At 33.3% G+C, this 15,427-nt stretch carries 14 protein-coding genes; 8 read left to right on the plus strand and 6 right to left on the minus strand.

Annotated elements, in window-relative coordinates:
- Window positions 1-104: 104 nt before the first annotated feature.
- From EKM02_RS04210 to EKM02_RS04245, 8 genes are all read left to right on the plus strand, one after another.
- Complete coding sequence (locus EKM02_RS04210; RefSeq protein WP_126452410.1) at window positions 105-1,070, plus strand: Gfo/Idh/MocA family oxidoreductase; 966 nt, start codon at window positions 105-107, stop codon at window positions 1,068-1,070.
- Window positions 1,071-1,113: 43 nt separating this feature from the next.
- A complete protein-coding gene (locus tag EKM02_RS04215) occupies window positions 1,114-2,001 on the plus strand; it encodes a 3-hydroxyacyl-CoA dehydrogenase family protein (protein WP_126452412.1) in 888 nt (295 codons plus the stop codon).
- Between the two features lie 79 nt (window positions 2,002-2,080).
- On the plus strand, window positions 2,081-3,301 hold the full coding sequence (locus tag EKM02_RS04220; protein ID WP_126452414.1) for a DUF1015 domain-containing protein: 1,221 nt from the start codon (window positions 2,081-2,083) through the stop codon (window positions 3,299-3,301).
- A gap of 23 nt (window positions 3,302-3,324) precedes the next feature.
- Window positions 3,325-3,978 (plus strand): YggS family pyridoxal phosphate-dependent enzyme, encoded by a 654-nt coding sequence (locus tag EKM02_RS04225; protein WP_126452416.1) that lies wholly within the window; start codon window positions 3,325-3,327, stop codon window positions 3,976-3,978.
- A gap of 118 nt (window positions 3,979-4,096) precedes the next feature.
- Window positions 4,097-5,458, plus strand: a complete 1,362-nt coding sequence (locus tag EKM02_RS04230; protein WP_126452418.1) for an exonuclease domain-containing protein — start codon at window positions 4,097-4,099, stop codon at window positions 5,456-5,458.
- 27 nt (window positions 5,459-5,485) lie between these two features.
- Window positions 5,486-6,316, plus strand: coding sequence for an ion transporter (locus tag EKM02_RS04235; protein ID WP_126452420.1), 831 nt, complete (start codon window positions 5,486-5,488; stop codon window positions 6,314-6,316).
- A gap of 159 nt (window positions 6,317-6,475) precedes the next feature.
- Window positions 6,476-7,426 (plus strand): tRNA (adenosine(37)-N6)-dimethylallyltransferase MiaA, encoded by a 951-nt coding sequence (gene miaA / locus EKM02_RS04240; RefSeq protein ID WP_126452422.1) that lies wholly within the window; start codon window positions 6,476-6,478, stop codon window positions 7,424-7,426.
- A 156-nt stretch (window positions 7,427-7,582) separates the two neighbouring features.
- Window positions 7,583-8,323: an acyl-[acyl-carrier-protein] thioesterase gene (locus tag EKM02_RS04245; protein ID WP_126452424.1), complete on the plus strand. Its 741-nt coding sequence runs from the start codon at window positions 7,583-7,585 to the stop codon at window positions 8,321-8,323.
- A 47-nt stretch (window positions 8,324-8,370) separates the two neighbouring features.
- On the opposite strand, the gene EKM02_RS04250 is transcribed toward EKM02_RS04245, so the two are convergent.
- The 6 genes from EKM02_RS04250 to recN all read right to left on the minus strand — a co-directional run bounded on the left by EKM02_RS04250 (window position 8,371) and on the right by recN (window position 15,414).
- Window positions 8,371-9,087: a response regulator transcription factor gene (locus tag EKM02_RS04250; RefSeq protein WP_126452426.1), complete on the minus strand. Its 717-nt coding sequence runs from the start codon at window positions 9,085-9,087 to the stop codon at window positions 8,371-8,373.
- Window positions 9,088-9,090: 3 nt separating this feature from the next.
- The gene (locus EKM02_RS04255; RefSeq protein WP_126452428.1) at window positions 9,091-10,674 is read right to left on the minus strand and encodes a sensor histidine kinase; all 1,584 of its coding nucleotides are present in this window, start codon (window positions 10,672-10,674) and stop codon (window positions 9,091-9,093) included.
- Window positions 10,675-10,745: 71 nt separating this feature from the next.
- Complete coding sequence (gene coaE, locus EKM02_RS04260) at window positions 10,746-11,330, minus strand: dephospho-CoA kinase (protein WP_126452430.1); 585 nt, start codon at window positions 11,328-11,330, stop codon at window positions 10,746-10,748.
- Between the two features lies 1 nt (window position 11,331).
- On the minus strand, window positions 11,332-12,333 hold the full coding sequence (locus EKM02_RS04265; protein WP_126452432.1) for a glycosyltransferase: 1,002 nt from the start codon (window positions 12,331-12,333) through the stop codon (window positions 11,332-11,334).
- 128 nt (window positions 12,334-12,461) lie between these two features.
- Window positions 12,462-13,652: an enoyl-ACP reductase FabV gene (gene fabV / locus EKM02_RS04270; protein WP_126452434.1), complete on the minus strand. Its 1,191-nt coding sequence runs from the start codon at window positions 13,650-13,652 to the stop codon at window positions 12,462-12,464.
- Between the two features lie 109 nt (window positions 13,653-13,761).
- On the minus strand, window positions 13,762-15,414 hold the full coding sequence (gene recN / locus EKM02_RS04275; protein WP_126452436.1) for a DNA repair protein RecN: 1,653 nt from the start codon (window positions 15,412-15,414) through the stop codon (window positions 13,762-13,764).
- Between the last annotated feature and the right edge of the window lie 13 nt (window positions 15,415-15,427).

Here is a 15,427-nt window from a genome sequence, read left to right on the forward strand (position 1 = left end):
TGAATTCAAATGTTGGATTTTAAATTTTAAATTAACTAAAGAATTGTCCAGCATCAATAATAGATTAATCATTTTATTGCTATTTTTGTAAAAATTACATCATTATGCTGAAAATTGGAGTATTAGGTGCTGGCCATCTAGGAAAAATACATTTGCGTTTATTACAACAATCTAAAAAATATGAATTAGTGGGATTTTATGATCCAAATCAAGAGAACGCCGAAAAGGTTTCTAAAGAATTTGGATACAAACATTTTAGCACAATTGCCACCCTTATTCATGCCGTTGATGTAATCGATATTGTTACCCCAACCCTTTCTCACTACAAATGTGCCAAAGTAGCCATCAAATCCGGTAAGCATGTTTTTATTGAAAAACCTATTTCAAATACGGTCGAAGAAGCCGAAGAAATTATCGCTTTATCAAAAGAATATAATGTCAAAGGTCAGGTGGGGCATGTGGAACGTTTTAATCCAGCATTCATAGCGACCAAAAACATGATCGAAAACCCTATGTTTATTGAATCGCATCGTCTGGCTGAATTCAATCCTCGCGGAACTGATGTTCCTGTAGTCTTAGATTTGATGATTCATGATATTGATGCCATTTTGAGCGTTGTACAATCAAAAGTAAAAAATATTAGTGCTAGCGGTGTTTCAGTTATCAGTGATACGCCGGATATTGCCAATGCAAGAATAGAGTTTGAAAACGGTTGTGTTGCTAATTTAACAGCGAGCCGAATTTCGATGAAAAACATGCGAAAATCTCGTTTTTTCCAGAAAGACGCCTACATCTCAGTAGATTTCTTAGAAAAGAAATGCGAGGTTGTAAAAATGAAAGATGCTCCGGAAGTTCCAGGCGATTTTGACATGATTTTACAAAATGCGGAAGGTGTAAAAAAACAAATCTACTTTTCCAATCCAGATGTAGAACAAAACAATGCTATTCTGGATGAACTGGAATCATTTGCAGATGCTATCAATACTAACTCAACTCCAGTGGTTACTTTAGATCAAGCTACAGAAGCACTTCGTGTAGCCTATCAAATTATTGATTGTTTTAAGAGATAATTTTTAATCTTAAACTCTAAAATATTTAAATCCAACATAAATAATGAAAACAATAGCCGTAATTGGGGCAGGAACAATGGGCAATGGAATTGCACACACCTTTGCACAAAGTGGTTTTACCGTAAAATTAATAGATGTTTCAGAACAATCATTGGATAAAGGAATGGCAACTATCGCCGCTAATTTAGACCGAATGATTGCAAAAGGAAGTATCAGCCAAGAAGACAAGGCAAAGACGATTACTAACATCATAACCTATACGGATATCAAAGATGGCGTTGTAGGGGTTGATTTAGTGATTGAAGCGGCCACTGAAAATGTAGCTTTAAAACTGAATATCTTCAAGCAATTAAACGAAGCTTGTTCTCATAATACAATTTTGGCAACTAATACTTCTTCTATCTCAATTACTCAAATTGGAGCCGTTGTGGCGCATCCGGAACGCGTTATCGGTATGCACTTTATGAATCCGGTGCCAATAATGAAACTAGTGGAAATTATTCGTGGTTATAATACTTCTGATGAAGTGACAAAAATCATCATGAATCTTTCCGAGAAGTTAGGAAAAACGCCTGTTGAAGTCAACGATTATCCTGGTTTTGTTGCCAATAGAATCTTGATGCCCATGATTAACGAAGCTGTCGAAACTTTATACAACAAAGTGGCTGGTGTTTATGAAATTGACACGGTGATGAAACTTGGAATGGGACACCCGATGGGACCTTTGCAACTAGCAGATTTTATTGGTCTTGATGTATGTTTAGCCATTTTGAACGTAATGTACGACGGTTTTAAAAACCCAAAATATGCACCTTGTCCGTTATTGGTCAATATGGTTCGTGCCGGAAAAATGGGTGTAAAATCAGGTGAAGGTTTTTACGATTATTCTGAAAGCAAAAAAGCAGAGAAGATTTCTAAACAATTTATATAGTTGTACTATTTAAAAATTGAGGGCCTAAAGTCAATACCTTTAAATTCTCAGATTTTCACTTTTCACTTTTTATATTATTATGGCTAAAATTGTCCCTTTCAAAGCTGTTCGTCCCACTCGTGATAAGGTTTGCCTTGTTACTTGCCGTTCGTATGAAGAATATGTCAATGCGGAATTAGCGGCGCAATTGGATTTCAATCCGTTGTCTTTTTTGCACATACTAAAACCTGCTTACACCAATCAGGAAACTGTTTCTTTTGAAAAAAGATACCGCCAAGTACATCAAAAATATCAGGATTTCAAAAATGAAATAATTTTAGTAAAAGACAAAAAACTCGCGATTTATATTCATAAAATTGTTACCAAAACACAATCATTCACAGGTATCATTGCAGGTACAAGTGTAGAAGATTATCGCAATGATATCATCAAAAAACATGAAGATATTATTGCCTTCAGAGTCCGATTATTAAAAGACTATATGAAATATTCTGAGTTCAATACGGAACCGGTTTTGATGACCTATCCAGATAATAAAACGATTGAAAACTGGATTTTTAATTGTACCCAAAAATTAGCCGATTTTGAGTTTTCAACCACCAAAAAAGAAATTCACTACTTATGGAAAATTGAAGATGCATTAGAAATCAATTGGCTTCAGAACATTTTTGAAAAAACAGATAGTCTTTATATTGCAGATGGCCATCACCGTACCGAAGCCTTAAAATTATTATCCGAGGAAAATGATGATCCAGACAACTCAGCCAAAAATCATATTCTGAGCTATTTAATTTCTGAAAACAATGTTAAAATATATGAATTTAATCGCTTGGTAAAAGATTTAAACGGGTTGTCGAAAGAAGATTTGATAAAGGAATTAGAAAAGAATTTCATTGTTACAAACAAATTTCAGCAGCCTTTTCAGCCTTCTCAAAAGCATCAATTCGGAATGTATCTGGACAATGAATTTTATAGCTTAATTTTACGAAAAGAAAATAAAGTTTTCTTAACGGCTTTGGATAGTTTAGACACACAAATTTTATACAAAAAAGTGTTATTGCCTATTCTCGCCATCGAAGATTTACGCAATGATGAGCGAATAGAATACCTTTCAGGAAAACAATCCGTATTGGAAGTAAAAAACAAAATTGATCAAGGAGAATTTGCAATCGGTTTCATATTATTTCCATCCAATATTGGAGAAATAAAAGCCTTGGCCGATGCCAATTTAATAATGCCTCCAAAAAGTACGTATATTGAACCAAAGTTTAGAAGCGGTTTAGTCGTGTATGAACTTTAACACATCAAAATTTAAACATTAAAATGTCTATAAAAAATAATTTACTCCAAATAAAATCCACTTTACCGGAACATATAAACTTAGTTGCGGTTTCAAAGACCAAACCTGTTTCGGATTTAATGGAAGGGTATGAGGCCGGTCAACGCATTTTTGGAGAAAATAAAATCCAGGAAATGGCGGAGAAATGGGAACAAATGCCCAAAGATATTCAATGGCACATGATAGGCCATGTTCAGAGCAATAAAGTCAAATTTATGGCGCCATTTGTGAGCTTGATTCACGGTGTGGATAGTTTGAAATTGCTACAGGAAATAAACAAACAAGCACTAAAAAGCAATAGAATTATTGATTGTTTATTACAAATGCATATTGCCATAGAAGAAACTAAATTTGGTCTTGACCAAGAAGAACTTGCTTCAATCCTATCCTCAAACGAATTCCAGGAATTAAAAAACATTAGAATCGTTGGATTAATGGGAATGGCAACTTTTACAGACAAGAAAGATCAAATCAAGAAAGAATTCACCCATCTGAAATCTATTTTTGATCAATTCAAAATTCACAATTCACAATTTACCATTCTTTCTATGGGAATGTCCGGTGATTATCAACTTGCAATTGAATGCGGAAGTACGATGGTTCGCATTGGAAGTAGTATCTTTGGAGGAAGAAATTGACTTTTGATTTGAGATTAACGAATATTGACCCGAGCGGTAGCGAACTGGCGAAGCATTTCAGATTTAAAAATCTCTACTTCAAAACTGAATACTAAAAACTGAACACTGAATACTTATTTTGTACGCAATACTAGACATAGAAACCACTGGAGGACAATTCAACGAAGAGGGAATCACGGAAATCGCTATCTATAAATTTGATGGACATGAGGTCGTGGATCAGTTCATTAGTTTGGTAAATCCGGAAATCCCAATTCAGCCCTTTGTAGTTAAACTTACTGGTATTAATAATGCCATGTTGCAATCTGCTCCCAAGTTTTTTGAAGTAGCAAAACGCATCATCGAAATGACAAACGATTGTATTATCGTGGCTCATAATGCTTCTTTTGATTACAGAATCTTGAGAACCGAATTCAGACGATTAGGATATGATTTTGAAGCCAGAACACTTTGTACGGTTGAATTATCAAAAAAATTATTGCCGGAACAACCATCCCATAGCCTAGGAAAACTCGTTCGTGCGCTTGGAATCCCAATGGCAGACCGCCACAGAGCCAGTGGTGATGCTTTAGCAACAGTCAAATTATTCAAAATTCTTTTAGAAAAAGATTTAGAGAAAGAAATTGTAAAAGATTTTATAAAGCTGGAAATCGAAAAAGGAATCGCTCCAAAATTACTGGATATTGTGTCCGGATTACCAGCAAAAACAGGTGTCTATTACATTCATAATGAGAAAGGAAATCTAATTTACATTGGCAAAAGCCGAAACATAAAAAAACGAATCAATCAGCATTTTACAGGAACTTCTGCAAAATGCAAGAAAATTCAAGCAGAAGTGTTTTCCGTAACCTATGATGAAACGGGAAGTGAATTGATCGCATTATTAAAAGAAAGCGAGGAAATAAAAATCAACAAACCCATATATAACAGAGCACAGCGAAAAAATATTTTTCAATTGGCACTCTATGCCGAAAAAGATAAAAATGGGTATCTCAACCTAAAGCTTCAAAAAGCAGATGGACGCAAAAAAGAAATCACCTCCTTTTCCTCCCTGCAAGAAGGTAAAAACGCATTATTCAGAATTACTTCTCATTATAATTTATGCCAAAAACTAACCGGTTTATATGTTTCTAAAACTAACTGTTTTCAATACACGATAAAAGAATGTGACGGCGCTTGTATTAGCAAAGTTTCACCTGAAGAATACAATGTCAGAGTTCTTGCTTTTATCGAGAAAAACAGTTTCGAAAATCAAAATATGATATTGATTGACAAAGGCAGAACCATCAGCGAACGATCAGCCGTTTTGATAGAAAACGGAATTTACAAAGGCTATGCGTTTTACGATTTAAATTATCAAATCAACAATATCGAAATACTGAGAAATATCCTCATTCCGATGCAAAATAACCGGGACACTAAAAATATTATACAAGGGCACATACGAAGCAATAAAACCTTGAAAACGTTAAAATTCTAATCGTACGCTATCAATCCATCCATAATTATGCACCGAATAAAGTCAAAATTTGACACTTTCAGACAAAAAACTAATGTCATTATTTATGGCACAAACACGGCTTCCGGACGCTTGTTTGATCTGGTACTTTTGGGAGTAATTTTGTTAAGTGTTATAATTGTGATGCTTGAAACCGTAAAAGGTTTCGATACAAAATACCATCAAGAACTCATTATCCTAGAGTGGGTCATTACAATTTTCTTTACCTTAGAATACATTCTTCGAATTATATCTATAAAAAGACCTGTCAAATATGTTCTCAGTTTCTATGGAATCATTGATTTGATTGCCACTTTGCCTATGTATTTGTCCTTGTTTTATTTTGGAACAAGCGTTTTAACTGTGGTAAGGGCTCTGAGATTACTGCGATTGTTTAAAATATTGAAACATCCAAAATTCTCCAGTCAATCCACTCACCTAAAAGAAGCCCTAATTGCCAGTAGAGGAAAAATATTAATTTTTATCTATTTCATGTTGATCAGCAGCATCCTGATAGGCTCCGTTATGTATGTGGTAGAGGGTAAAGAAAGCGGTTTTACCAGCATTCCCACCAGCATTTATTGGACCATTGTAACACTCACGACCGTTGGCTACGGTGATATCTCGCCCATCACACCATTGGGCCAGGCGATTGCATCAGTAGTAATGATCATGGGATATGGAATAATAGCCGTTCCTACGGGTATCGTTTCAGCTGAATTTGCAAACAGTAACCGTAAAAAATCAAGAGCCGAAAGAATCAATCCATGCACCGTTTGCGGAACTGACGGTCATGAATATAATGCAAAATACTGCTACCATTGTGGCACCGAATTATAATTTATTAATTTGAAGCAATTCCAGCTGTACACTGCAACTCCTCGTTATTCCAGTTGTTTTTCTAAGGCATAAATGGAGCTTCCTCCGGTCGCTCTTTTACACCAAGAAAAACAAACTGCAATACCTCCGGGGTTTGCGTTTCCATCTGGGCTAAAAACTATGAAATACCTAATCACCATCATCGGACCCACAGCAATAGGAAAAACTTCTTTGAGCATCATTTTGGCTAATTATTTTAAATGCGATATCCTGTCATGTGACAGCCGCCAGTTTTTCAAGGAAATGACCATCGGAACCGCAGTTCCAAACCAAGCCGAGCTAGCAACAGCTACCCATCATTTTATCCAAAACAAATCCATATTCGAGAATTATACCGTAGGTGATTTCGAGAAAGAAGCCATTGCAAAACTGGACGAATTATTTCTGACCAATGATTATGCTATACTAGTTGGTGGTTCGGGATTATATGTAGACGCAATCCTAAAAGGTTTTGATGAATTTCCAGAAATAGACCCTACAGTTCGCTCAGCAATAACACTGAATTATGAAAAACTGGGAATTGGGTATTTGCAACAAAAACTCGAAGTTTTAGATCCTAATTATTACAAAACTTTGACTGTCGAGAATTCTCAAACCTTACAAAATCCACAACGCATGATGCGTTTCGTAGAAGTATGTATTGGTGCCGGAAAACCATATTCTTCTTTTTTAAATCAAAAGCAAAACAGTCGCAACTTCACTCCTATTTTAATTGGTTTAGAAGCCGACAGAAAGAGTATCTATAACCGAATTAATCAACGTGTAGATGCCATGATGAAAGAGGGTTTATTAGCGGAAGCAAAAACGTTATTCCAGAATAAAGAATTGAACGCCTTGCAAACAGTGGGTTACAGAGAACTATTCCGTTATTTTGACAGGGAAATTTCATTGGAATTTGCCATCGAAGAAATAAAGAAAAATACCCGCCGATTCTCAAAACGTCAACTCACTTGGTTCAAAAGAAATGAAAACACCAAATGGTTTGATTTTGAAACTCCGTATGAAACGATTGTGAAGTACATCAATTCAAAAAATAAAAATATCATTATTGATGAAGATCAAAGAAATTAACCACTAATTCGCTAATAAAAAACCTATACTTCGAATATAATTAGCGGTCATTATTATTATTTATAAAAATGTTTTATTTTAACAATTTTGATAAACAAAAGAAGTACAACAAAAAAGCTTTTTTAAACCTTTTACTAATAATTACAATCTATAAATATGCCCATTTCACCTAACTTCACATCTATTCTTAGCAAAGACTGGGAAATCAATTTTACACAATGTGCTCCAAACGGGTTTTTAAAATACACTGATTTGTGTTCTATATTACAATTAACAGCAGCTGCACATTCAGAAATTGGTGGAATCAGTTTTACGGACATGCAGGAATTTAATCAAGCGTGGGTTTTGAGCAGAATGCGTGTTGAAGTTACTAAATTACCTAAATCCGGAGATGTCGTAACGGTAAAAACCTGGATTAATTCCTTAGAGAATTCCCGTTCAGTACGGGCGCTGGAAATGCATGTAAATGGAGAAAAAATTGTGGGCTCAGAGACTTTCTGGGCTGTATTCAATACTAAAAAAAGACGGCCGGAAGCATTGGCGTTGCCGTTCGAGCATTTTGAAGTATATCCCGAAAAAAAAGCTACTCATGAAAGTTTTTCTAAAATTAATTTCAATCAGGAGAAAGAAATAGTTTTTGAAAAAACCGTTTTCTTATCGGATTTAGACATTGTAAATCATGTTAATAATGTCAAATATCTGGAATGGTGTTTGGATCTAGTTGATGAAAAATTAATCCTAAATCAGAAAATTATTAGTTTAGAAATGAATTTCTTAAAAGAATTATCGCTAAAGGATCACATCATTATTCATGAAAATATTTCTAAAAATAAAACTATTTTTAGTATTACAAAAGAAGAAAAAACCAATTTCGCTTTGCAATTAAACTGGAAATAAATATTTTTCAAATAAAAAAGCCTCAATTTCTTGAGGCTTATGGCTACTTATTCTGCTACTTTATTTTTTACTACTAATCTGAATCCTTCTCCGTGGATATTCAAAATTTCAACATCTTCATCCAGTTTAAGGTATTTCCTCAGTTTTGCGATATAAACATCCATACTTCTTGATGTAAAGTAATTATCATCTCTCCATATTTTTGTCAAGGCTAATTCTCTTGGCATCAAATCATTTTCATGAAGAATCAACATCTTCAACAAATCATTTTCTTTTGGAGATAATTTAATTGGCTCTTCAGTATTAAAAGTTAAAAAACGAAGTTTTGAATTTAAATAAAACTTCCCAATATTAAATTCAAATTGTACTTGTTCTGCTCTGGTATCTGATGATTTTCTTTGAATTATTGCTTTGATTTTCATCAACAATACTTCTGAATCAAAAGGTTTGTTTAAGTAATCATCAGCACCCGCTTTGTAGCCTTTCAACACATCCTCTTTCATCGATTTTGCAGTTAGAAAGATAATTGGAACTTCGTTGTTTTTTTCTCTGATTTCTTTTGCTAAAGTATAACCGTCTTTGTAAGGCATCATTACATCAAGAATACACAAATCATAAGTATCCTTTTTAAATTTTTCGAAACCTTCCATTCCATTTTTGGCTAAAGTGACGTCAAAATCATTTAGCATTAAATAATCTTTCAAAACCGCACCAAAATTCAGGTCATCTTCCACTAAAAGTATTTTCTTATTTACATTTTCCATATTCTAATTTATTAATGGTAATTTTATTATGAAGGTACTCCCTTTTCCCTTTTCACTTTCTACATATACTTGACCGTTGTGGTCATCTACAATTCTTTTTACATACGCTAAACCTAATCCATGTCCTTTGACATTATGAATGTCACCGGTATGTTCTCTATAAAATTTCTCAAAAATTCTTTTTTGCGCTATTTTACTCATTCCTAAACCGTTATCTTTAACTTTGATAATAACTATATCTTTTACATTTTCAGTAAAAATGTCTATTTCTGGCACATTAGGTGAATATTTTATAGCATTTTCTAAAATATTGACAATCACATTGGTAAAATGAACATCGTTGAGTAATACGGTAGTTCTTAAAGCGCCAAAGTGGCTTCTAATAGTTCCTTCTCTATCTTCTAAAATTAGATTTACATGTTCAATAGCATCATTGATAATGTCATGCACATTAAACGATTCTTTAATAATATCCAATTCTTTCTTTTCTAGTTTAGAAATTCTTAAAACATTCTCTACCTGGGCGTGCATGCGTTTATTCTCGTCTTTAATCATCTGAAGGTATCGTAATACCTTCTCCTTATCATCTATTATTTTTGGATTTCGTATCGCATCTAATGCTAAATTAATCGTGGCTATTGGAGTTTTAAACTCGTGCGTCATGTTGTTAATAAAATCATTTTTAATTTCAGAAATTTGACGTTGTCGAATCAATTGATTCAATGCACTTGAATACGCAATCAAAATAATCAAAGTAAAAACAATTGAAAGTACGGTAATGCTTACGAGTTCTGACAATAAAAACTTCTTTTTAAGCGGAAATGTAACCAACAAATCATACTTACTGCCTCCTTCATTATCAATAAATACAGGAATAGAATAGGTGGCATCTTTATCATATTTAAACTCATTTGATTTGATTTTAGTCGCTAAATTATTGCTGTAAATACCAAATTCAAATTTTGTTTCAATACCGTGTTCTTCTAATTCTTTCTTGATTAATTTTTGTAAAACACTGCTCGAAACACGTTCTTCAAGCGGCATTGCTGACAATACATCTTTTGCCGAAATTTTAAATAGAGCATTGTCTAAAATATCTAAATTTCCTTCTTTTTCAATTCTAACATCTGGAATCAAACTTTGATTCCCACCTAATTTATCAATAGAATTATTGTTGTATACTTCTGTAACGCGTTTAGAACTGAAATTTTTAAATTTTTCACTATCAAATTTCTTATCAAAGAACGTAGAAGAAATATTATAATTCTCAGACATGATACTATTTGAATATATTATGGTTTTGTTTGTTCTTGGGTTTTTCTGAACGTAATAAAACTCTAATATATCATCCTTTTCAGGAACTTTTCCGGTACTATCCTTGTAATGATTTATTTTATCATAAAAATTATACTCTTCTTGTTTTTGAAGATTATTTGCCACATTACCAATAACTTGCTTAACATTAAACTTAAATTGCTCATCATTATTTTTAAACGAGGTATTGAACCAATATACCTGAACTAAAATTATCCCTATTAAGGACAAGCTCATTAATAAAACAAGTAATCTAAAAAAAAGTTTATTCATCAAAACAAATTTAGTATTTTAACAATATATTAAATAATAGATTAACCAAACATTAACAACTATGCTTGTTTTTATACAATCTTTAATATTTTAAGAATTTCATTTGCCTCCTGCTTTGCTGTTTCAAGTGAAACATTATGAATAACAAAATCACTTTTATCAATTCTCTGTTTATCAGTCAATTGTGTATTTATTCGTTTCAAAACAAGATCTCGATTTGATTTATCTCTGTCGATTACCCTTTGAATTCTCAATTCTAACGGTGCTGTAACCGTTATAATAAAATCACATTCTTTATCACGCCCACTTTCAAATAAAATAGCCGCTTCATAGATAATAAACGGCGCCGTCTCTTGTTGTAAAATCCATTGATCAAAATGTTTTTTTACTGCCGGATGAATAATAGCATTGAGTTTTTCTAATTTTTCAGGTTCCTCAAATACGATTTTAGCTAATTTTTCTCTATTTAACAGGTTAATTTCAAAAACAGAACTCCCAAATTCGTTTTTTATGGCTTTTAAAATTACAGCAGATTCCATCATTTTTCTGGCCTCCGCATCCGCAATATAAACGGGAATCCCAAATGATTCAAAATATTTTGCAAGGGTTGTTTTGCCACTTCCTATGCCTCCGGTTAAACCAATGATTTTTGTCATCTTACACTTTAAAAAATAATTCTGGAAAAGCCTCTTGTGGTTTTTGCCTTAAAATAATAACTTTATAATAGGATTTTATGAAACCTAAACCGTAACCATAAAACTGTTTCCAAACCGCTATTAATGATAAATAACCTATTTTAAGGCTCTTATTCTGGTAAGAAGAGACCAAGAACAATACCAAAAAGTAAATAAAATACAACTGAAGCAGATAATCAAAATTAAAAATTAACAACAATACAATTGAAAAGAAAAATCCAATGATGAAAACCGAAGGAAAGAAAAAAGTAAGCTTATTGTATTTTGGATACCAACTGTTAAGAATTGGTCGTGCTTTTCCAAATTTATTTACCTGAGTTGAAAACTTATCCCAGTCGATTCTTCGTTTGTGATATACAAATGCTTGTGGGAAAAGTGTGGTTTCAAAACCTAAGTTCCACAAACGAATTGACAAATCAGGATCTTCTCCTGGATGAATATTTCCAAAACCTTTGGATGCTTCAAAAGCTTTGCGAGACAGCCCCATGTTAAAACTTCGGGGCTGAAATTTATCGATTTTTTCAGAACCTCCTCTAATTCCTCCTGTGGTTAAAAAAGAAGTCATTGCAAAATTAATTGCTTTTTGGATGTCTGAAAAACTATCTAAAGCCTTGTCCGGTCCTCCAAAACAGTCTACATAATTTTGCTTTAAAGCCGTATCAACTTCAGACAAGTACTGCTCAGGTATAATACAATCCGAATCAAAAATAATAAAGTAATCCCCTCTGGCTTTTTTCATTCCATAATTTCTGGAATCGCCAGGTCCTGAATTCTCTTTGTAATAATAGGAAATATCAAGTCTGTCTCCATATTTTTGAGCAACATCCTGACACACTAAAGCAGAACCGTCTTCTACGATTACAATTTCAAATATCTCTTTATAGGTTGTATGAGACAAACTTTCTAAAAGTTCATCTACTTCGTCCGGGCGATTGTAAACTGGGATTATTAAGGAAAATAACATAAATCAAAATGAGGTATTAGTAGTCTGTTTTTAGGTCTTTAAAATTTTAACAAATATAATAGTTATCCATAAAAAAACCATCAACTATTAATTGATGGTTTTATAAATACTATTTTAAGGTACAATAATTAAGAAATACTTTTAATGTTTATCACTTCGTTTGTATCCGCTTTGTAATCTACACCATCCACGTCAAAACCAAATAAATTATAAAAATCTTTTCTGTATCCTACTAAATCTCCTATTTCGGATAAATTTTCAGTTACAGCCTCCATCCACAATTTAGCTACTTTTTCCTGAACATCAGGACGCATCTCTAAATCATCAATCCTAATTCTTCCTTTTTCGTCAACAGGAACTTCATTGCCGGTAAACAATCGTTCTTGATACAAACGCTGAATTTGCTCAATACATCCTTCGTGTATACCTTCTTCCTTCATTATTTGATATAATAAAGAAATATACAATGGAATAACCGGAATTGCAGAACTTGCTTGTGTAACCAATGCCTTATTTACAGAAACAAATGCTTTTCCATCAATAGCTGCTAAACTGTCCGTGATTGCAAATGCAGTCGATTCAAGATGATCTTTGGCACGACCAATTGTACCTTTTCTATACACTGCCTCAGTCAATGATGGCCCAATATAGGAATAAGCAACAGTTGTAGCGCCTTGAGCTAATAGATTTTGAGCTTTTAGAGCATCAATCCACATCTCCCAATCTTCCCCGCCCATAACGGCGACTGTGTTTTCTATATCATCACCAGTGCAAGGCTCAATTGAAATTTCAGAAACTTTACCAGAATGAAAATCAACTGTTTTATTGGTAAAAGTACCACCAATTGGTTTCAAAACAGAACGATGTAATATTCCTGTTACAGGATGCATACGAACGGGAGAAGCTAAACTGTAGATTATTAAGTCCACTTGACCTAAATCAGCTTTTATAAGATCTAATGTTTGTTGCTTTACTTGATTCGAAAAAGCATCTCCATTGATACTTTTTGCATACAAACCTGCTTTATGCGCTTCATTTTCAAAAGCTGCAGAATTGTACCAACCTGGTGAAGCTGTTTTTCCTTCAGAAGGAGCTTTTTCAAAAAATACACCAATAGTTGCTGCATTAGAACCAAAAGCACTTGTAATTCTGGAAGCCAAACCAAAACCGGTTGAAGCACCAATTACTAATACATTTTTAGCACCGTTGATTGCGCCTTTTGATTGTATGTATTCTATTTGATTTTTTACGTTTTGCTCGCATCCTTTTGGGTGTGATGTCGTACAAATAAATCCTCTCATTCTAGGTTCTATAATCATAATTCTATTGTTTATTTGGTTAAACGTTTAATCGGTAATAGATTAAGCACATAACTAAGTTTATCTTTATTTATTTATCTTTTTAAGTTGACAAATATAAGGCATTTCTTTAGTTCAACAAGGCTTTGGCATGATTTAAGGCTGAGTCGGAAACGATTGTTCCAGATAACATTTGCGCGATTTCAACCACTCTTTCTTCTCTAGTTAATAATTTCAATTCAGATTGCGTATCCTCGCCAACAGTCGATTTAAATACTTTGAAATGAGCATTCCCTTTTGCCGCAATTTGGGGTAAATGCGTGATAGCAAAAATTTGCATTTGCTGACTCATTTCCTTCATAATTTCCCCCATTCTTATGGCTATTTCTCCGGAAACACCAGTGTCAATTTCATCAAAAATCAATGTTGGTAATTTTGAATAGTGTGCCAATATCGCCTTAACAGCAAGCATAATCCTTGACATTTCTCCACCAGAAGCTACTTTTTTTAACAAACCAAAATCCGTCCCTTTATTGGCCGAAAATAAAAACTGAAGCTCATCTTTTCCGTTTTGAAAATAGGTTTCAGTTGATTTTACATCCATTTTAAAGCGCACATTAGGCATTCCTAAAGTTTCTAAAATCGCAATCAACTTTTGGGATAAAACTGGAATCGAATTCAATCTATTCGTATGAATTGTAGTTGAAAAAACATCTAATTCAACGGTTTTTTGCTTTAGAGAAAGCGTCAGTGCAGCAATCTCTTCTTCCATATTTCCTAATTCTAATACTGAATTTTCTAGATTCATCTGAATTTGAAGTAGTTCATCCACAGATGACACCTGATGTTTCTTTTGCAAGGTAAAAATCACCTGAAGCTTTTGACTAATTAAATCCAATTGTTCCGGATCATTGATCAATTTTTCAGAACAACGATTCATTTCTTCCAAAACATCTTCAAATTCAATCGTTACGCTTGTAATTCTTTCTAAGAAAGATTGGTAATCCGATGAAAAAACAGCAATTTTTTGTAATGAAACCTTAATTTCATTCAAATTATGCATCACACCCATTTGTTCTTCATTGGCGATAGCCAAAGATTTATCAATAGATTCCTTGATAATTTCAACATTATTTAATTTTTCAAAATCAGCCTCAAGAGATTCTTGTTCACCTGATTTTAATTGCGCTGCTACCAATTCATCCAATAAAAAAGTATTGTATTCCTGCTCTTTCTTAGATTCGCTTTGTCTTTTCAGTACCGAATTTAATTTGGATCTATCCGATTTATATTTTTTTAAAAGCGACTGATACTCCAGAATTATATTTTTATTTGTGGCAATAGCATCTATAATTTCAAACTGTACATTTTCATCCGAAAGTTCTTGAGTTTGTTGTTGCGAATGAATATCAATCAAGAATAAGCTCAATTCCTGCAATTCCTGAAGATTTACGGGGCTGTCATTAACAAACGCTCTTGATTTTCCTGAAGGCAGGATTTCGCGTCTAATTATAGTGTCATTTTCATAGTCTAAATCATTTGTTTCAAAAAAAGGAAGTAAATTATACTTAGAAATTTCAAAATGAGCCTCAATGATACACTTTTCTTCTTTGTTTTTTAGAGAAGTCAAATCGGCTCTTTTTCCTAAAACCAGCCCCAATGCACCTAAAATTATTGATTTTCCTGCACCAGTTTCTCCAGTGATTGTTGAGAAACCTTTTGAAAAATCGATTGTCAATTTTTCTATTAAAGCATAGTTTTTTATCGAAAGTGACGTTATCATTTATTTGTTTTTT

The sequence above is a fragment of the Flavobacterium sp. RSP49 genome (assembly GCF_003968735.1).
GTDB lineage: Bacteria > Bacteroidota > Bacteroidia > Flavobacteriales > Flavobacteriaceae > Flavobacterium.

Excerpts from the sequence above, each read along its gene's own strand:
- EKM02_RS04210 (WP_126452410.1), top strand. The coding sequence starts at position 105 with ATGCTGAAAATTGGAGTATTAGGTGCTGGCCATCTAGGAAAAATACAT.
- EKM02_RS04215 (WP_126452412.1), top strand. The coding sequence starts at position 1,114 with ATGAAAACAATAGCCGTAATTGGGGCAGGAACAATGGGCAATGGAATT.
- EKM02_RS04220 (WP_126452414.1), top strand. The coding sequence starts at position 2,081 with ATGGCTAAAATTGTCCCTTTCAAAGCTGTTCGTCCCACTCGTGATAAG.
- EKM02_RS04225 (WP_126452416.1), top strand. The coding sequence starts at position 3,325 with ATGTCTATAAAAAATAATTTACTCCAAATAAAATCCACTTTACCGGAA.
- EKM02_RS04235 (WP_126452420.1), top strand. The coding sequence starts at position 5,486 with ATGCACCGAATAAAGTCAAAATTTGACACTTTCAGACAAAAAACTAAT.
- miaA (WP_126452422.1), top strand. The coding sequence starts at position 6,476 with ATGAAATACCTAATCACCATCATCGGACCCACAGCAATAGGAAAAACT.
- EKM02_RS04245 (WP_126452424.1), top strand. The coding sequence starts at position 7,583 with ATGCCCATTTCACCTAACTTCACATCTATTCTTAGCAAAGACTGGGAA.
- EKM02_RS04250 (WP_126452426.1), bottom strand. The coding sequence starts at position 9,087 with ATGGAAAATGTAAATAAGAAAATACTTTTAGTGGAAGATGACCTGAAT.
- EKM02_RS04255 (WP_126452428.1), bottom strand. The coding sequence starts at position 10,674 with ATGAATAAACTTTTTTTTAGATTACTTGTTTTATTAATGAGCTTGTCC.
- coaE (WP_126452430.1), bottom strand. The coding sequence starts at position 11,330 with ATGACAAAAATCATTGGTTTAACCGGAGGCATAGGAAGTGGCAAAACA.
- EKM02_RS04265 (WP_126452432.1), bottom strand. The coding sequence starts at position 12,333 with ATGTTATTTTCCTTAATAATCCCAGTTTACAATCGCCCGGACGAAGTA.
- fabV (WP_126452434.1), bottom strand. The coding sequence starts at position 13,652 with ATGATTATAGAACCTAGAATGAGAGGATTTATTTGTACGACATCACAC.
- recN (WP_126452436.1), bottom strand. The coding sequence starts at position 15,414 with ATGATAACGTCACTTTCGATAAAAAACTATGCTTTAATAGAAAAATTG.